12 protein-coding genes are annotated in these 19,186 nt (G+C 66.9%); 1 reads left to right on the top strand and 11 read right to left on the bottom strand.

Annotated elements, in window-relative coordinates:
* The 9 genes from ACFYP5_RS17245 to ngcE all read right to left on the bottom strand — a co-directional run bounded on the left by ACFYP5_RS17245 (position 1) and on the right by ngcE (position 12,048).
* A complete protein-coding gene (locus ACFYP5_RS17245; RefSeq protein WP_389036226.1) occupies positions 1-1,512 on the bottom strand; it encodes an amino acid permease in 1,512 nt (503 codons plus the stop codon).
* A 189-nt stretch (positions 1,513-1,701) separates the two neighbouring features.
* On the bottom strand, positions 1,702-3,630 hold the full coding sequence (gene dxs, locus ACFYP5_RS17240) for a 1-deoxy-D-xylulose-5-phosphate synthase (protein ID WP_389037040.1): 1,929 nt from the start codon (positions 3,628-3,630) through the stop codon (positions 1,702-1,704).
* A gap of 175 nt (positions 3,631-3,805) precedes the next feature.
* Positions 3,806-5,104 (bottom strand): sugar ABC transporter permease, encoded by a 1,299-nt coding sequence (locus ACFYP5_RS17235; RefSeq protein WP_389036224.1) that lies wholly within the window; start codon positions 5,102-5,104, stop codon positions 3,806-3,808.
* On the bottom strand, positions 5,101-5,889 hold the full coding sequence (locus tag ACFYP5_RS17230; RefSeq protein ID WP_030979331.1) for an ATP-binding cassette domain-containing protein: 789 nt from the start codon (positions 5,887-5,889) through the stop codon (positions 5,101-5,103). Before ACFYP5_RS17230 ends, ACFYP5_RS17235 begins: the two co-directional genes overlap by 4 nt.
* A 231-nt stretch (positions 5,890-6,120) precedes the next feature.
* Positions 6,121-7,188 (bottom strand): sugar ABC transporter substrate-binding protein, encoded by a 1,068-nt coding sequence (locus ACFYP5_RS17225; protein ID WP_389036221.1) that lies wholly within the window; start codon positions 7,186-7,188, stop codon positions 6,121-6,123.
* Positions 7,189-7,311: 123 nt separating this feature from the next.
* On the bottom strand, positions 7,312-8,511 hold the full coding sequence (locus ACFYP5_RS17220) for an ROK family protein (protein WP_384068256.1): 1,200 nt from the start codon (positions 8,509-8,511) through the stop codon (positions 7,312-7,314).
* A gap of 197 nt (positions 8,512-8,708) precedes the next feature.
* Positions 8,709-9,626: a carbohydrate ABC transporter permease gene (locus ACFYP5_RS17215; protein WP_389036220.1), complete on the bottom strand. Its 918-nt coding sequence runs from the start codon at positions 9,624-9,626 to the stop codon at positions 8,709-8,711.
* Positions 9,626-10,549, bottom strand: a complete 924-nt coding sequence (locus ACFYP5_RS17210) for a carbohydrate ABC transporter permease (RefSeq protein ID WP_030917805.1) — start codon at positions 10,547-10,549, stop codon at positions 9,626-9,628. Before ACFYP5_RS17210 ends, ACFYP5_RS17215 begins: the two co-directional genes overlap by 1 nt.
* Before the next feature lie 50 nt (positions 10,550-10,599).
* The gene (gene ngcE / locus ACFYP5_RS17205) at positions 10,600-12,048 is read right to left on the bottom strand and encodes an N-acetylglucosamine/diacetylchitobiose ABC transporter substrate-binding protein (protein ID WP_327127261.1); all 1,449 of its coding nucleotides are present in this window, start codon (positions 12,046-12,048) and stop codon (positions 10,600-10,602) included.
* Between the two features lie 501 nt (positions 12,049-12,549).
* Between ngcE and ACFYP5_RS17200 the strand changes: the two genes are divergently transcribed.
* The gene (locus tag ACFYP5_RS17200; RefSeq protein WP_389036217.1) at positions 12,550-16,398 is read left to right on the top strand and encodes a GH92 family glycosyl hydrolase; all 3,849 of its coding nucleotides are present in this window, start codon (positions 12,550-12,552) and stop codon (positions 16,396-16,398) included.
* A 148-nt stretch (positions 16,399-16,546) separates the two neighbouring features.
* Here the strand turns inward: ACFYP5_RS17200 and ACFYP5_RS17195 are convergent, their stop codons facing one another.
* A complete protein-coding gene (locus ACFYP5_RS17195) occupies positions 16,547-17,194 on the bottom strand; it encodes a histidine phosphatase family protein (protein ID WP_389036215.1) in 648 nt (215 codons plus the stop codon).
* Positions 17,195-17,690: 496 nt separating this feature from the next.
* Positions 17,691-18,626, bottom strand: coding sequence for a hydroxymethylbilane synthase (gene hemC, locus ACFYP5_RS17190; protein ID WP_389036213.1), 936 nt, complete (start codon positions 18,624-18,626; stop codon positions 17,691-17,693).
* Between the last annotated feature and the right edge of the window lie 560 nt (positions 18,627-19,186).

Raw genomic sequence — 19,186 nt, 5'->3', positions numbered from 1 at the left:
CTACGGCCGGCCGACGGCGTCGTTGATGCGGCTGTGCCGGCGCCCGTAAGAGAAGTAGATGATCACCCCGACGATCATCCAGACGGCGAACCGGAGCCACGTCTCGGCCGGCAGGTTGAGCATCAGCCACACCGAGGCGGCCACCGAGAGGACCGGGATCAGCGGCACCCACGGGGTGCGGAACGCGCGATGCAGATCAGGACGGGTGCGGCGCAGCACGAGAACGCCCAGGGCGACCACCACGAACGCGAAGAGCGTGCCGATGTTCACCAGGGTCGCCAGCTCGTTGATGCTGGTGAAGCCGGCCACGATCGCGATGATCACGCCGAGCAGGATGGTCGGGCGGTACGGGGTGCCGAACTTCGGGTGCGTCCTGGAGAAGAACCGGGGAAGCAGCCCGTCACGGCTCATCGCGAAGAACACCCGGGTCTGGCCCAGCAGCAGGATCATGCACACCGTCGTGAGGCCGACCGCGGCTCCGAAGCTGATGACGCCCGCGTAGAAGGGATGCCCGACGGCCTTGAAGGCGTCGGCCAGCGGGGCGCTCACGGACAGTTCGGTGTAGTGCTCCATGCCGGTGACCACCAGCGATACGGCGACGTAGAGCACTGTGCAGATGAACAGCGAGGCGAGGATGCCTCGCGGCATGTCACGCTGCGGGAGCTTGGTCTCCTCGGCGGCGGTGGCCACGACATCGAAGCCGATGAAGGCGAAGAAGACGATGGAGGCGGCGGTGAAGATGCCCAGGACGCCGAAGTTGGTCGGGGCGTAGCCGAACATCAGCTGGATCAGCGGCGCGTTCAGTCCTGAGCCGGACGTCTGTGGCTCAGCGGGCGGGATGAAGGGTGAGTAGTTGGCGGCCTTGATGAAGAAGAGCCCCGCGATGATCACGATCAGGACGACCGCCACCTTGATGGCGACCACGACGGTCGTGACCCTCGCCGACAGCTTCATACCGAGCACCAGGATGACGGTCAGGACGAGTACCAGGACGAAGGCCAGGACGTCGAAGCCGAATCCGGTCCCCGCATCCGGCCCGGCGATCACGTCGGGCATGTGCCAGCCCACGTTGTCCATCAGCGAGCGGACGTAGCCGGACCAGCCGACGGCCACCACCGCCGTGCCCAGGGCGAATTCCAGCACGAGGTCCCAGCCGATGATCCAGGCGATCAGTTCACCCAGCGAGGCGTACGAGAAGGTGTACGCGGACCCCGCGACCGGAACGGTGGAGGCGAACTCGGCGTAACAGAGTGCGGCAAGGGCGCAGACGATGGCGGCTGCCACGAAGGCGAGTGCGGTGGCAGGCCCCGCCGATTCCTTCGCCACTTTGCCGGTGAGGACGAAGATGCCGGTGCCGATGATGACGCCCACTCCGAAGACCGTGAGGTCCAGCGCGGAGAGGGACTTCTTGAGAGCGTGCTCCGGCTCCTCGGTGTCACGGATGGACTGTTCCACCGTCTTGGTCCGGAACAGCCCGCCTTTGGTGGGTGGTGTGTCCTGCTGCGCAGTCACCGGCGTACCTCCACGCACTCGTCGTGAACGCCATGATTGGGACATCACCGGCAGAGCAAGGCTCCACGTCGAGCGATTTCACGCGAATGGGCCGGTCGGACCACTCGTACAGGGTGGTCCGACCGGCCCATCGGCCGTATCGCTCGTCGCTCGTTCGGACCCGTGCGGGCCGGGTCCGTGTCGGTCGGATCAGTCCCTGGCGGGCTCGATCACGGAGGGCCTGCCGGCGTCGCTGTCGTAGCGGCCGTCCAGCTTGGCGACGAGACCGGTGACCTGGCGGGCGATGTCCGGCGCGGTCAGCCCGATCTCCGCCATGACCTCCTTGCGGGAGGCGTGGTCGAGGAACCGCGGCGGGATACCGAAGTCGCGCAGCGGTACGTCGACTCCCGCGTCGCGCAGCGCCTGGGCGACGGCCGAGCCGACACCGCCGGCCCTGCTGTTGTCCTCGACGGTGACGACGACACGGTGCTGTTCGGCGAGCGGGGCCATGGCCTCGTCGACCGGCTTGACCCAGCGCGGGTCGACGACCGTCGTCGTGATGCCCTGGGCGTCCAGCAGATCGGCGATCTCCAGGCACATCGGGGCGAGTGCGCCGACGGAGACCAGGAGGACGTCCGGGCGGGCGGTGTCGGCCCTGCGGAGCACGTCCATGCCACCGACCCTGCCGACGGCTTTGACTGACGGGCCGACCGCACCCTTGGAGAAGCGGACCACGGTCGGGGCGTCGTCGACGTCGACCGCCTCGCGCAGCTGGGCGCGGACCTGGTCGGCGTCGCGCGGCGCGGCGATCCGCAGGTCCGGCACGCACTGCAGGATCGACATGTCCCACATGCCGTTGTGCGAGGCGCCGTCGGTGCCGGTGATCCCCGCCCGGTCCAGGACGAATGTGACACCGCACTTGTGCAGCGCGACGTCCATCAGGACCTGGTCGAAGGCCCTGTTGAGGAACGTGGCGTACACCGCGAAGACGGGGTGCAGTCCGCCGGTGGCGAGGCCCGCCGCGGAGACCGCGCCGTGCTGCTCGGCGATGCCGACGTCGTAGATCCGGTCCGGGAATTCCTTCTCGAACCTGGTGAGGCCGACCGGCTGGAGCATGGCCGCGGTGATCGCGACGATGTCCTTGCGCTCCTTGCCGAGCTTGACCATCTCCTCGCCGAAGACCGAGGTCCAGTCGAGGCCGGAGGTGGCGACGGGGAGGCCGGTGTCGGGGTGGATCTTGCCGACGGCGTGGAAGCGGTCGGCCTCGTCGAGGAGGGCGGGGGTGTAGCCGCGGCCCTTCTCGGTGAGGCAGTGCACGATGACCGGCCCGCCGAAGCGCTTGGCCCGCTGCAGCGCGGATTCCAGGGCCTCGATGTCGTGGCCGTCGATCGGGCCGACGTACTTCAGGCCGAGGTCCTCGAACATGCCCTGCGGGGCGATGAAGTCCTTCAGCCCCTTCTTGGCGCCGTGCAGCGTCTCGTACAGCGGCTTCCCGACGACTGGCGTGCGCTCCAGGATGTCCTTGCCACGGGCCAGGAAGCGCTCGTAGCCGTCCGTGGTGCGCAGGGTGGCGAGGTGGTTCGCGAGGCCGCCGATGGTCGGGGCGTAGGAACGCTCGTTGTCGTTGACGACGATGACGAGCGGGCGGTCCTTGGCGGCGGCGATGTTGTTCAGCGCCTCCCAGGCCATACCGCCGGTGAGAGCGCCGTCACCGATGACCGCGACGACATGGTCGTCCTTCTTCAGCACCTCGTTGGCCTTGGCGAGGCCGTCGGCCCAGCCGAGGACGGTGGAGGCGTGCGAGTTCTCGATGATGTCGTGGTCGGACTCTGCGCGCGAGGGGTAGCCGGACAGGCCGCCCTTGCTCTTGAGCTTCGAGAAGTCCTGGCGACCGGTGAGCAGCTTGTGCACGTAGCTCTGGTGGCCGGTGTCGAAGAGCACCTTGTCCTTCGGTGAATCGAAGACCCGGTGCAGGGCGATGGTCAGCTCGACCACGCCCAGGTTGGGGCCGAGGTGGCCGCCGGTCTTGGAGACTGCGTCGACGAGGAAGGTCCGGATCTCCTCGGCGAGCTGTTCCAGCTGCTCAGGACTGAGCCGGTCCAGGTCGCGCGGTCCCCCGATGCGGGTCAGCAGGGCCACCCGTGCCTCCTTGCGTTTGAGCTGGTCGAGCATGCCGATCCGCTGAGTCTAATGTTCCGTCCGGGGCCGGGGTCATCGGGCGGTGCTTTCCGGTGCGGACCGGTGCGTGCGTACATACGTACACGCAGGTGCCCGGCACCACGAAGGGTGCCGGGCACAGGCGCGGGTTCCGCGGTCAGGCGCGGCCCGCGGTCTTCTGGGTCTTGCGCGAGACCGAGTCGATGATCACGGCGATGAGGAGTACTCCACCGGTGATCATGTACTGGATCGCGTTCGACGACAGGTTCATCTGGTTGAGGCCCTGGACGATCGACTGGATGACCAGGATGCCCAGCAGCGCGGACCAGACCTTGCCGCGTCCGCCGAACAGGGACGTACCGCCGATGACGGCTGCGGCGATGCACATCATGAGCTGGTTGCCGCCACCGAGCGAACGGTCGGCGCCGCCGGTCGCGGAGGCCAGGAAGAGACCGCCGACCGCACCGAGCGTGCCGGAGATCATGAACACCGAGATGCGGATCCAGGACACGTTGATACCGGCACGACGCGCTGCCTCGATGCCACCGCCGACCGCGAAGATCTGACGGCCGTAGGTGGTGCGGCGCAGAACGAAGTCGGTGATGACCAGGATCGCGAGGAAGATCACCAGGGAGAGCGGGAGGCCCTGCTCCTGGTTGAACGCGTACGCGGCGAGGAGGCACAGGACGGCGATCAGCACGGTGCGCAGGATGATCTCGCTCTGCGGGCGGTGCGGCAGCTCTGCGGCCTTGCGGCGCCTCGAGTCGCGCAGCTGCGCGAGGTAGAAGGCGACGATCACGACCACGGCGAGACCGTAGGCGGCGGCGACGTCGGCGAAGTAGTAGCTGGTCAGGTCGCGGACGAAGCTGCCGAGCGGGGTGGTGATGGTGGACTTGTCGCCCATCACCCAGGTCTGCAGACCGGCCCAGCCCAGGAAGCCTGCCAGCGTCACGACGAACGCGGGCACGCCGATCTTGGCGAAGACGATGCCGTGGAAGGCGCCGATGACCGTGCCGGACAGGATGCCGACCACGATGGCGAGGGAGTCGGGCATGTCCGTGCCGAGCACGGCCCACACCGAACCCGCGAGACCCGCGACGGAACCGACCGCGAGGTCGATCTCGCCGAGCAGCAGTACGAAGACGATGCCCACGGCCATGATGCCGGGGCCCGCCGCGTACAGCGTGATCTGGTCGAGGTTGTACGAGGTGAGGAAGTTGCCGGTCTCGACCTGGAAGACGATCCCGATGACGATCAGGCCCACCACGACAGGCAGCGAACCGATCTCGCCCGAGCGCACCTTGCGCTTGAACTCGGTCCAGTAGCCCTTGAAGCCCTGCTCACGGATGAGCAGGCGGGGGTCGACGACCTTGACTGCGCCGGCCGCTGCTGCGGGAGCCTCGGTGGCCTTTGCCTGGGCCGGGACCTCGGCCGAAGTCTTGCTGATCTTGCTCACTTGGATGCCTCCGCGCTGCGGGACTTGCGACGGGTCACGGCGTTGTCCGTGGCGCCCGTGATCGCGGCGATGATTTCTTCGTGGCTGGTCGTCGCCACAGGGAAGATGCCGTTGTTGTGGCCGAGTCGCAGCACGGCGACCTTGTCGGCGACAGCCTTCACATCGGCCATGTTGTGGCTGATGAGGATGACGCCGAGGTTCTGCTCGCGCAGCCGCTCCACCAGGTCGAGGACCTGTGCGGTCTGCTCGACGCCGAGGGCCGCGGTGGGCTCGTCCAGGATCACGATCTTGGGGTTGCCGACCAGGGCACGGGCGATGGCCACGACCTGGCGCTGGCCGCCGGAGAGCGCGGCAACCGGGATACGGACGCTGGGGATACGGATGGAGAGCGTGGACAGGAGGTCCTGTGCCCGCTTCTCCATGGCGACCTCGTCGAGGACGCCACCCTTCTTGATCTCGCGACCGAGGAAGAGGTTGGCGACGACATCCAGGTTGTCGCAGAGCGCAAGGTCCTGGTACACGGTGGCGACGCCGAGGTTCTGGGCGTCGTGCGGACGGTTGATGTCCACCTTCGCGCCCTCCCACTCGATGACGCCCTCATCGATGGGGTGCACGCCGGCAATCGTCTTGACCAGTGTGGACTTTCCTGCACCGTTGTCGCCGACCAGGGCGACCACTTCTCCGGCGTGGACTTCGAGATCGACACCGGAGAGGACCTGGACCGCTCCGAATCGCTTGAAGACTCCACGCAACGCCAGCACGGGCGTCTGTGACACGTGAACCATCTCCTTCGCCGCCTGACCGGCGGGGATGTGCCGCCTGACCGGCGGAGACGCCGCGCCACGAGGGGCAGCGTCGACGTACTGGAAGTACTGGGGGAAGAATGTCCGGCACCCGGCCGGCAGCGGGGTGTGGGCCGGCCGGGGCCGGACAGTCATGGGGCGGGCCGACTCCGCCGTGCGGCGCGGATCAAACCCGTACGCGCCAGGGCCTGTTGGCCCTGGCGCGAGGAGGGACTACTGGATGCCCAGTGCGGTGCACTTGGCGGCGATGTCCTTGACGCAGATCGCGGAGGCCTGGTAGATGCCGTCCTTGACCACGGTGGACTCGATGTTGTCCTTGTTCACCACGGTCGGCTCGAGCAGCGTGGAGGGAACGCCGTCCGTCTTGCCCGAGGCGCCGATGTCCTTGCCCTGGAGCAGGTTGACAGCGAACTGGGCGGCCGTCGGGGCGAGCTGCTTCGGCGACTTGTAGATCGTGAAGGTCTGCGTACCGGCGATGATCCGCTGGATACCGGGGAGCTCGGCGTCCTGGCCACCCACCGGGATGTTCTTGATGCCGGCGTTGCTCAGGGACGTGATGATACCGCCCGCCATGCCGTCGTTGGCGGAGTAGACCGCGTTGATCTTGCCCTTGCCGACCGAGGAGATCGCGGCGGTCATCTTCTCGCCGGCGATCTTCGGGTCCCACTCGCCGGACGCCTCGTAGGCAATCTTGATCTTGCCGTCGAGGGCCTCGTGAGCACCCTTCTTGAACAGGCCGGCGTTCGGGTCCTTCTCGTCACCGTTGATCATGACGAGGTTGGAGCCGGCCGCCTTGGAGCCGAGGGCGTCGAGGACGGCCTGGCCCTGGAGCTTGCCGATCTTCTCGTTGTCGTGGCTGACGTAGGCGTCGGCACCGACGATGGCGCGGTCGTACGCGACGACCTTGACGCCCTTCTTGTGTGCGTCGGCAACCCACGCGGCGGACTTCTCGGCGTCGACCGAGGAGATCGCGATGACCTTGATGCCATCGGCTATCTGCTGCTCGAACTGCTGCTTCTGCTGGCCGACATCACCGGCCGCGTTGTTGTAGACAACCTCGCAGTCCGCGCAGTCCTTCTTGACCGCTTCGATGAACAGCGGCTTGTCCAGCGTCTCGTAGCGAGCGGTCTTGTTCTCCGGGAGCAGCAGACCGATCTTGGTCTTGCTGCCCGACTCCGCCGAGCCCTTCTTGTCGTCGCCCGCCTTGCCACAGGCTGCGAGGGAGACGGCCATCGAAACTGCGGCCGTGCCTATGACGATGCGTCGCGTCATTGCGTTCATTGCGGGTGTGCCTCCCTGACGAGGCCGCAGCGTTGCGGCCGAGGTGGCTGGAAGTCAACTCGGCTGCGAAGCCGACGTCAAGGAGTAAATCCTTAACGAGATGACAACGGTGCCATTCGTTATCTAAGTGAAGGCAGGGGTCGCCGTCGGAAGAGTGCTCTCCAAAAGGGTCGAATCCCCCATTTCGCTCAGTACGAGGGCCAGCGCACCCAGCACCTCCGCCCGAGCTCCCAGCGCTCCGGGAAGCACCGAGAGCTGCCTTCCGGCACTGGGAATGGCGTAGCGCGACACCGAGTCCCGGATCGGCGCGAGCACCAGCTCGCCGGCCTCGGCGAGGGACCCGCCGAGGACCACCCGGCTCGGGTTGAGCAGGTTGCACAGGTTGGCGACACCGCTACCGATGTGCCGTCCGACGTCCCCGATCACCCGGCGGCAGCCCGGGTCGCCCTCCCGGGCCAGCTGGACCACCCGTTCCATCGTGAGATCGGGCCCGTGGCTCGGCCTGAGCAGGGGCAGGACGTACCGTGCGGCCGTGAAGGTCTCCAGGCAGCCCCGGTTGCCGCAGCGGCACACCGGGCCCGATTCGTCGAGGGTGATGTGCCCGATCTCGCCTGCCGTGCCGCCCGGCCCCCGGTAGATGTGCCCGTCGATCACCAGGCCGGCCCCGACACCGCTCGCGACCTTGATGTACGCCAGATCCTTGACGCCCCGGCCACTCCCCCAGACGAGCTCGCCCAGCGCCCCCAGATTGGCGTCGTTGTCGACGTAGACCGGCACGCCGAGCCTCGCGGCGAGCTCCTCGCTCGGGTTGATGCCCGTCCAGCCCGGCAGGATCGACGTGGAGCCCAGCGTGCCGGACTCCACATCGATCGGGCCGGGAACGCCGAGGCCCACGCCGATCACCTTGCCCGGGCTGATGCCGGTCGTCTCGATCAGCCGGTTGACCAGCTGTTCCGCCCGTCCGAAGCCCTGCGCCGACGAGGCGTCGACGTCCAGCGGCTCGGACTCCTCGGCGAGCACCTGGTGGGCGAGATTGCCGACCGCCACCCGCAGATGCGTATGGCCGAAGTCGACTCCGATCACGATGCCCGCGTCACCACTGAGCGAGACGCTGCGGGCCCGGCGGCCGCCCGCCGAGGTGGGGGTCACCTCTACGGTGCCGCCGTCCTTCAGTTCGCGAACGATATTGGAGACCGTGGCCGCCGAGAGGCCCGTGCTTCTGGCGATCTCCGCCTGGGTGAGCGAGCCCGCCATACGCACGGCACGCACAACCCGCTCAAGGTTGGCGCGATGCAGAGATGTCTGCGACCCCGGAGTCTCCATCGACTCTCTCACTCCTGCCAGTTTCTCCAACATGTGAACTCTAAGCTGACGTTTTGGGGCACCCCCCGTCAAGACCTTGAGCAGTGGGAGCCTCGGATGAGCAGCCTGCGCCGCCGGGGCGACCACGGAAAACAGACGAACCGCCCGTCGGTCTGTGGCCGACGGGCGGTTTTTCTGTGTGCAAGAAGTGTGCGGCGCTACTTCACCGCTCCCGCGGTCAGGCCCGCGACGACCTGACGCTGGAAGACGATGTAGGCCGCAAGGACCGGCAGCATCGCCATCACCAGACCGGCGAAGAGACCGGACCAGTCACCTTTGTACCCCTGGCTGGTGGCCAGTTCGACCAGGCCCTGGGAGAGGACCCGGTGATCCGGTTCGGTGTTCAGCACCGTCGGCAGCATGTACTGGTTCCACTGCCCCAGGAAGTTGAAGATGCCGACGCTGATCAGGCCGGGCTTCGCCATCGGCAGCATCACCTGGAAGAACGTCCGGGTGTGCGACGCCCCGTCGAGCATCGCCGCCTCCGCCACCGAGGTCGGCAGCGTCCGGAAGAACGAGGTGAGGAAGAAGACGGTGAACGGCAGCGAGTACGCGATATAGACCAGGATCAGTCCGTGCACCGTGTTCAGCAGGCCCATGTTGTTCATCACGAAGAACAGCGGGACCAGCGCCAGGATGATCGGGAAGCTCATCCCGCCGATGAACAGGAAGTACAGGAAGCGGTTCCCCGGGAAGTCGAACCGCGCCAGTACGTACGCCGCCATGGACCCGAGCAGCAGCGTGCCGATGAGCGAACCGCCCACCACGACGATCGTGTTGAAGAAGTAATCGCTCATGTGCGCCTGGCTCCAGGCGCGCGACCAGTTCTCGAAGTGAAGCTTGTCGGGCAGTGCCCACGGCGTCGACAGGATCGAGTCGTCCGTCTTGAAGGACGCCATCACCGCCCAGAGCAGCGGCATGACGACCAGGATCGCCCAGATGATCAGCACACCGTGCGAGAAGACGTTGAGGACGCTGCCCTCACTGCTCTTCTCCTTCTTGCCGGCGGGTACGGACGCCTTGGACACGGGCACGAGGTCCGCCGCAGCCACGGGAGGGGTGTCAGTGGTCTTCATCAGAACTCCAGCCGCTCGCGCCGGCCCAGTCGCATCACGATGGCCGCGAAGGCCATGGTGACGATGAGCAGTCCGACACCGATCGTCGTTGCGTATCCCGCCTGGCCGTCACGGAAGGCCGTCTGGTACACGTACAGCGGCAGAACCGTGGTCGAGTAGTCGGGACCACCGGGACCCACGGTCATGACCTGTACGGCAGTGAACGCCTCCACGCCGAGCGCCAGGATTCCCATGTAGACCCAGCCCGACTGCACGGTGTCCCAGAGCAGCGGCAGGGTGATCCGGAAGAACGTCGTGATGCGGTTGGCGCCGTCGAGGAGCGCCGCCTCGTAGAAGTCCTTCGGGATGGATGCCATGCCTGCGGAGAAGAGGACGACGAAGAATCCGACCGTCGACCAGATCAGCACCGACATGACACAGATGAGCGCGAGGCTCGGATCGCCCAGCCAGTCCGGCTGGACGGAGCCGAGGCCGATGCCCTTCAGCGTCGAGTTCAGCATCCCGTCGCTGGGGTTGAACGCGAATTGGAAGAGCAGGGCGACGATCACGATCGAAAGCACCTGCGGGAAGAAATAGGCGATCTTGTAGAAGCCCGAGCCCCGCACGCCGGCGACCGTGGCGTTCTTACGCCGTCGGCCGCCGACATTGAGCATGAAAGCGAAGAAAAGCGCGAGGCCCAGCGTCACCAGCGGCAGCAGCAGCACAAGCAACACGCTGTGCTGCAACGACTTCCAGAAGATGTCGTCCTTCAGCATCCTGGTGTAGTTGTCGAAGCCGACCATCTTGAAGTCCGGGCTCAGACCCGTCCAGTCCGTGAACGAATAGTAGATGGACTGGACGAACGGCCAAATGACGAAGACCGCGTACAACGCCAGTGGGGCGATCAAGAACCCCACAATGAACCGGTACTTGCCATGCTGCATCGTTTACCGACCCCGATCTTTCCGCGGGTGCCGCCGCTGGTGACGGTTGCTCACTGGTGCTTGTAGTGCTTGATGGACTGGTCCTTGGCCGCCGCGTCCGCGAAGGCCTGGATCTTCTTGATGGCTTCCGCCGGGGTCGCGCGGCCAGCCATCATCTCGCCGATGCCGGCGACGCCGATCTGCTCCTTCTGGAGCTTCACGTACCAGTCCTGCAGACGCGGGTTCACCACGTTGTCGCCGGCCTTCTTCAGCGCGTCGACGCCGGCCTGCATGGCCGTGGACAGGGTCAGACCGTCGGTGCCACCGTTGAAGGCGCTCAGGGACTTGACCTGCTTGGTGAAGTTCTTCGAGGACTCCTCGGAGAGCATGATGCGCAGCTGCTCCATGCCGCCCTCGGGGTTCTTCGCCTTGGCCGGGACGACGAAGGGCTCCCCGCCGGAGGCCCAGATGGTGCCGAACGGCATCTTGTCGGACGAGTCCAGGCTGGACGGCGCCGAGACCATCATCTTGAAGTCCTTGGGCGTGGTCGGCGCCGCCTCGTTCTCCACCCACGAACCGTTCGGGATGAAGAGCGCCTTGCCCTTGGTCCACGCGGTCTGCGACTGGATGTGCGTCATGCCCGGGGTGCCCTTGAGGATGTACCCCTTCTTGTACAGCTCGTAGTACGCCTCGAACGCCGCCTTGACCGCGGGGTCCTTCCAGGCGTTCGGCTCCAGGTTGTCGATCTTGTCGAGAACCTCCCGGCCGCCGATCTTGGCGATGAACGGGTAGAGCGAGAACGGCAGGTAGTAGGGGTACTTACCGGCGTAGGTCCAGCCGGCGATGCCCTTCTTCTTCGCCTTCTCGCAGAGGGCGAGCATGTCGTCCCAGTTCTCGGGGTACTGCGCGTCGAGGTTGTCGAGCGCGGTCTGCGAGTACCAGACGCCGTAGACCGTGTACGCGTAGTACATGATCCAGACCGGGTCGCCGTCGAACTGGCCCATCTCCAGGACACCGGGGCGCAGCGTGTCACGGACCTTCTTGCTCGGGTCGTCGATGGACGGGGCGTCCATCAGCGGCGTCAGGTCGAGCAGCTGCTTCTTGCCGACGAGGACACCCATGTCCATCTGCTCGGCGCCCGAGTTGTCGATCAGGTCCGGCGGGGTGCCACCGTTGAAGCGCGGCTGCAGCTGCGACTGGATCTTCTGGGTCGCGGTGTGCTTGACCTTCGGCGCCTTCGGGAAGGCCGCGTTGTACTTCTTCTCCGCGTCGATCGCGTACTGCTGGCCGAAACCGCCATCGAAGATGACGACATCGAGGGCAGCGGTCTCGTTGACGCCGAGCGGGTTCTTGGCGCTCGTCTTGCCCTTCTTGACCGAGTCGTCGGTGCCGCTGTCGCTACTCGCACACGCCGACAGGAAGCTCATCGTCGGAACGGTGATCAGACCGAGTGCGGCAGACCGCTTGATCACGTCGCGACGGCCAAGGCCCTCATTCTTGTGGGCGGAGGTGGATCCCATGCTCAAGTCCTCGCCTTCTCCAGGACTCAGGCGGTGTGTACCGGTCGCCCGTCGAAATTCGCCTCAGGCGAAGGGCCCCGCCACCGCGGTCAGTTGCGCTTGGGTCGTACTGATTTGCAGGCTAGCCAGATGCAGCGGGGGATTCCGGAGATCGAACCGATGGATGCAGCGATGGCGCCCCCGGCCGTTCCCCCCGGCCCCCCTTGTCCGCGTCCGCGTGGAAAACGGCGGGGCAGACGCCGACAGGTATAGTCCACTTGCAGCCAACTGAGCAAGATCGAATGCAGGTTTGAGCGGCAGTCTTTCCCGAGTTGAGACCTCGCGGATACATGGACCCCGTGCGCGCTCATCCGGGTGTAACGATTTCCGCAATACGGTCGATTCACCCGCGCGCCCTCGTCCAACACCCTTGACACATCGCGCCACTTGCCTCCCTACTGGATCCTGCACATCGCCCTGACAACGTTGTCCAGTGCGCTTCCTCGGGAGGAATGGCTCGGCATGCAGCCCCGACATGGTTCTCGTAAGAGACAAAACCGCACGGCCGCACTCATCGCGGCTTCACTGGTCCTGGTGGTGACCGCCCCCACCACGGCCGCCGCACAGTCGGCGAGGTCTGCCGAAAAGGGTGAAAAGCCCACGAGCGACCAGACATTCAGCTCATCGTTCGAAGCGAACGAAAAGCAGCCGGACTGGCGTAATACCGTGGAAGAGGGTCCGGACGGGAAGAAGCGGGCGTCGGGTATCGACGGCGGCTTCTCCGCCGGAATACCGGGCAATGTCACCGACAAGGTCACAGATCTGCGCGCCAGCGGCGAGAACACCGGCGGCGGCGAGGTGAAGGAGAACCTGGTCGACGGGGAGTCCTCCTCGAAGTGGCTGACCTTCGAGCCCACCGGCTGGATCGAGTTCGACCTCGTCGAACCGGTCAAGGTCGTGACATACGCGCTCACTTCGGCCAATGACCACGACGAGCGCGACCCGAAGGACTGGACCCTTCAGGGCTCCGCCGACGGCAAGACCTGGAAGGACCTCGACTCCCGGTCCGACCAGTCCTTCTCCGAGCGCTTCCAGACGAAGTCGTACGACTTCTCGAGCGACACGGCCTACCAGCACTACCGCCTGGACGTCACCAAGAACAACGGTGCATCGGACGCGACCCAGCTGGCCGACGTCCAGTTCTCCGACGGCAACACCAGCACCCCCGCCCCCGAGGAGATGCGCAGCCAGATCGACCGCGGTCCGTCCGGCTCGCCCACCGCCAAGGCCGGCGCGGGCTTCACCGGTAAGAAGGCCCTGCGGTACGCGGGCACGCACAAGCCGGACGGCCGCGCGTACTCGTACAACAAGATCTTCGACGTCGACACCGCGGTCACCCGGGACACCGAGCTCTCCTACCTCGTCTACCCGCAGATGGGCGAGACGGACCTCTCGTACCCCGCCACCCATGTCTCGGTCGATCTGGCCTTCACCGACGGTACGTATCTGAGCGATCTCGGCGCCACCGACAGCCATGGCGGTCTGCTGACCCCGCAGGGCCAGGCCGACGCCAAGCGGCTGTACGTGAACCAGTGGAACAAGGTCGCCTCCCGCATCGGCACGGTCGCGGCAGGCAAGACCGTCGACCGGATCCTGGTGGCGTACGACTCCCCCAAGGGCCCGGCGAAGTTCCAGGGCTGGCTCGACGACATCAAGCTCGCCCCGAGGGCTCCCGAGAAGCGCCGGGCGCACCTGTCCGACTACGCGTCGACGGTCCGCGGCACCAACTCCAGCGGCGGTTTCTCGCGCGGCAACAACTTCCCCGCCACCGCGGTCCCGAACGGCTTCAACTTCTGGACGCCGGTCACCAACGCCGGCTCGACGAGCTGGCTGTACGACTACCAGCGCGCCAACAACGACGACAACCTGCCTACGCTCCAGGCGTTCAGCGCGAGCCATGAGCCGAGCCCGTGGATGGGCGACCGGCAGACGTTCCAGCTGATGCCGTCGGTGGCCGAGGACGAGCCGTCCGCCTCCCGCACGGCGCGCGCGCTGCCGTTCAAGCACGAGAACGAGACGGCGAAGCCGCACTACTACGGTGTGACGTTCGAGAACGGCCTCAAGGCCGAGATGACGCCGACCGACCACGCGGCGCGGATGCGGTTCACCTACCCCGGTGACGACGCCTCCGTCGTCTTCGACAACATCTCCAACGACGGCGGGCTCACCCTCGACCCCGGGACCAGCTCCTTCACCGGCTTCTCCGACGTGAAGAGCGGCCTCTCCACCGGTGCCACCCGCCTCTTCGTCTACGGCGTCTTCGACGCACCGGTCACCGCGAGCGGCAAGCTCAAGGGCGGCGGCGGTGACGACGTGACGGGCTACCTCCGCTTCGACGCCGGCAAGGACCGTACGGTCAACCTCCGTCTGGCCACCTCGCTGATCAGCATCGACCAGGCGAAGCAGAACCTCGCCGCGGAGATCCCCGCGTCCCGTTCCTTCGGCCGCGTCGAGGAGCAGGCGCAGCACGCCTGGGACGACATCCTGGGCAAGGTGGAGGTCGAGGGCGCCGACGCCGACCAGCTGACGAGTCTCTACTCCAGCATGTACCGCCTGTATCTCTACCCGAACTCGGGCTTCGAGCAGGTCGGTGGCAAGGACCGGTACGCCAGCCCGTTCTCGCCGCAGATCGGCTCCGACACCCCCACCCACACGGGTGCGAAGATCGTCGACGGCAAGGTGTACGTCAACAACGGCTTCTGGGACACGTACCGGACGACCTGGCCCGCGTACTCGTTCCTCACGCCGAAGAAGGCCGGCGAGATGGTCGACGGCTTCGTCCAGCAGTACAAGGACGGCGGCTGGATCTCCCGCTGGTCCTCCCCCGGCTATGCCGACCTGATGACCGGCACGTCGTCGGACGTCGCGTTCGCGGACGCCTACGTCAAGGGCGTGAAGTTCGACGGCGAGGCGGCCTACGAGGCGGCGCTGAAGAACGCCACGGTGGTTCCGCCGTCGTCGGGTGTCGGCCGCAAGGGCATGGAGACGTCCCCGTTCGCGGGTTACGCGAACACGTCGACGCACGAGGGTCTGTCCTGGTCGCTGGAGGGCTACCTCAACGACTACGGCCTCGCGCAGATGGGCCAGGCGCTCTACAAGAAGACGAAGAAGGACCGGTACAAGGAGGAGTCGGAGTACTTCCTGAACCGGGCCCGCAACTATGTCGAGCTGTTCGACTCCAAGGCGGGCTTCTTCCAGGGCAAGGACGCCAAGGGTGACTGGCGGGTCGCTTCCGACAAGTACGACCCGCGCATCTGGGGCTACGACTACACGGAGACGAACGGCTGGGGCTACGCGTTCACGGCCCCGCAGGACAGCCGCGGCCTGGCGAACCTGTACGGCGGCCGCGACGGCCTGGCCAAGAAGCTCGACACGTACTTCTCCACTCCCGAGACGGCGGGCCCGGAGTTCGTCGGCTCGTACGGCGGTGTCATCCACGAGATGACGGAGGCGCGTGACGTACGGATGGGCATGTACGGCCACAGCAACCAGGTCGCGCACCACGTCACGTACATGTACGACGCGGCGTCGCAGCCCTGGAAGACGCAGGAGAAGGTCCGCGAGGTCCTCAGCCGTCTCTACACCGGTAGCGAGATCGGCCAGGGCTACCACGGCGACGAGGACAACGGCGAGCAGTCGGCCTGGTACCTCTTCTCCTCGCTCGGCTTCTACCCGCTGGTGATGGGCAGTGGCGAGTACGCGATCGGCTCGCCGCTCTTCACGAAGACGACCGTCCACCTGGAGAACGGCCACGACCTGGTGGTCGAGGCTCCGAAGAACAGCGCGAAGAACATCTATGTGCAGGGCCTGAAGGTCAACGGCAAGAAGTGGACGTCCACGTCGCTGCCGCACGACCTGCTCGCCAAGGGCGGTGTCCTGGAGTTCGACATGGGCGCCAAGCCGTCGGCGTGGGGGACGGGCAAGGACGCGGCCCCGACATCGATCACCAAGGACGACCAGGTGCCGTCGCCGAAGAAGGACGTGCTGAAGGGCGAGGGTGCCCTGTACGACAACACGTCGGCCACGACGGCGACGGTGAACGGCCCGGTGGAGCTGCCGGTGCCCGCATCGACGAAGGCGGTCCAGTACACGCTGACATCGGGCGCGGCGGCGAAGGCCCCGAAGGGCTGGGTCCTGCAGGGCTCGTCGGACGGCACGACCTGGCAGGACCTGGACAAGCGGTCCGCGCAGTCGTTCGCGTGGGACAAGCAGACGCGGGTGTTCTCGGTGAGCACGACGGGAACGTACGAGCACTACCGCCTCGTGCCCGAGGGTGAGGGGACGCTGGCGGAGGTGGAGCTGATCTCCTGACCTCTGCGCTCCTGCGAACGGCCGGTACCTCGGGTGAGGTACCGGCCGTTCGTTCATTCCACGGTGCGGACGAATGCGTTCGCGGCGTGGTGTGCGCGACTGCGCCCGTGCGGGTTCACCGTCGGCGGCGGCACGTACCGGCCCCGTCTCACTCCGGCGACTGCGCCGGATGCGGCGCTGCCGCGTGGAGGAGACTCTCGGGAAGGGCCAGGTTCCAGGCGGTGATGACCGGCTTCCCGTGCTCGGTACCGAGCCGGGAGACGGTCCCCGTGCCGAGCTGGAACAGTGTGCCGCCGGACGTAGTCAGCCCCAGATAGCGAGCGGTGAGCACGCGAAGGAAGTGGGAGTGCGCAACGACGGCGATGTCCGCGTCCCCCAGTGATTCGGCGGCCGTGCGGATCTCGGTGAGCACGCGGTCGGCCCGCTCCCCCACCTGAGCCGGTGTCTCCCCGGGGTGGTCCTCCGAGCCCGGGGCGACCCCGTCGGTCCACAGGTTCCAGGACGGCCGGGTGCGGTGGATCTCGACGGTGGTCACACCCTCATAGCCGCCGTAGTCCCATTCACGCAGGTCAGGGGTGATACGGGGCGAGGCAAGCCCGGCAAGTTGGGCGGTACGCCGGGCCCGCAGGGCCGGGCTGACCAGGGTGAGCCCGATCTTCCGGTCGGCGATCAGCGGCACGAGAGCGCGGGCCTGCCGCTCACCGAGGGCGGTCAGCGGCAGATCGGTGTGGCTCGTGTGCCGCCCGGACCGGGACCACTCGGTCTCGCCGTGCCGGATCAGAATCAACTCGCCCATGGGTGCCGTCCGCTCTCTGTTCTCCGCGCTGTGCGCGCCGCCTGCTGCGTAGCTTCCAAACTCGCTGATCCACGATCGCATTCCGGGCACCTTCGTGTACGCGCCGGGACCGTGCGGCCCAGGGTGCCGAGCCGGGGCCGTGGAAGGGCACGGCGGAGGTGGCGCGCACAGTCGTGCGACGGCGACCGGTGCTGGACCTCGACGAGTGAGCGGCACCCACAAAACTGGTTCCGGTCGAGTACCGGCGACCGCTCGGCACTGCTCGGCAACCATGACTGCCGCACGGCCGACGGCTTCATCCACCCGTACTTCTTCAGGGAGGCGGCGCGGGCCGACCGGCCGTGGCCTGTCGTCGACCCGTACGACGCCGGGAAGGACATCGCGCCGGCGACCGGGACTGCATCGTGCCCTCGCGGACCTGATCAGACAGTTCCTCGGTCCGGGGCGGGGCCGGGGCGGGCCGGCTCAGGAGCACCGGCCGGTGCGCCGGACTGGTTCAGTGCGGGATTCCGTCGATGAGTTCGCGGGCGCCCTGGCGCAGGAGGGCGACGGCGACGGACGTGCCGAGCGTGGCCGGGTCCAGGCGGCCCGCCCACTCGTGGGCGTTGAGGATCACCTTCCCGTCGGGCGTGAACACCTTCGCCCGCAGCGACAGTTCGCTGGTCCCCTCGGTACGGGCGTATCCGGCGATGGGGCTGTTGCAGTGGCCCTGCAGCACGTGCAGGAACATGCGCTCGGCGGTGGCCTCGCGGTGGGTGGCCGGGTCGCCGAGGCCGCTGATCGCGTCGATCAGCGCCCTGTCGCCCTCACGGCACTGGAGGGCAAGGATCCCGGCTCCGATCGGCGGGCACATCACCTCGACCGGCAGGACTTCGGTGATCACATCCGTGCGGTCGATGCGCTCCAGTCCGGCGACGGCCAGAAGCAGCGCGTCCGCTTCTCCTGCCGCGAGCTTGTCCAGTCGGCGGTTGGCGTTGCCCCGCATAGGCACGCACTGGAGGTGCGGGTGGGAGGCGGCGAGCTGGGCGCTGCGCCGTACGGAGGAGGTGCCGATCCTGGCTCCGTCGGGGAGCTGGTCGAGGGTGAGACCTCCGGGGTGTACGAGGGCGTCACGGATGTCGTCCCGCCGGAGGAAGGCCGCGAAGGTGGTTCCGGCGGGCAGCGGCCGGTCGGCCGGGATGTCCTTGACGCAGTGCACTGCGAGGTCCGCCTGGCCCGAGAGGAGGGCGGCGTCGACCTCCTTGGTGAACGCGCCCTTCCCTTCGACCTGGGCGAGATCGCCCATCCACTTGTCACCGGTGGTCTTGACAGCCACGACTTCGGTGGCGGTGCCGGGGTGGAGGGCGGCCAGCTCGGCACGGACGCGCTCCACCTGGGCGAGAGCCATGGGCGAGTCGCGGGACACGATGCGGATGAGTTCAGGGGCGGACATGGCGCCCACGATAGACCGTCCGATGCGGGTTCCCGGGCGCACTGCGCCCACCCATGTCATCGCAGCGTCAAGCCAGTTGGAACGCTCGGGCAGGTGTGCGACCCGCTTCGGTGGCGACATGGCGCACCGGGCCGCGCCCACCGGAATCCTCCGATGGACGCCATGCTGCGCCTCAATGGATCCAGGAGCTCTCGCCGCCTGTGCATCTCGATTTTGATCGTGTGTAAAACAAATCTGGCGGAATTATCAAGACATGAACGGAGTGGTCCATCGATCTGCCTCATTTGAGTGCCGCCAGAGGCGGGACGAAGCCGTCATGTTGCCCCTATGTGACTGATGTGTCACGGAGACGGGCTGGCGACGAGAGCCGCGATGCAGTATTAGTACTGTCAGCAAACAAATTGGTCGGTCGGCGGTGCGTCGTCCGAGCCCTTGTCGACAAGAGGCAGATTCATGTCGGACCGTTTCACCCCCACCTCCGCGGACAAGTTCACCTTCGGTCTCTGGACCGTCGGCTGGCGCGGCAACGACCCCTTCGGTGACGCCACCCGTCCCGCGCT

Source organism: Streptomyces sp. NPDC005262 (genome assembly GCF_042872425.1).
In the GTDB taxonomy this organism is placed as follows: Bacteria; Actinomycetota; Actinomycetes; order Streptomycetales; family Streptomycetaceae; genus Streptomyces.
The sequence above is the reverse complement of the archived record's forward strand: the minus strand, read 5'-3'. Positions and strand labels throughout refer to the sequence as shown.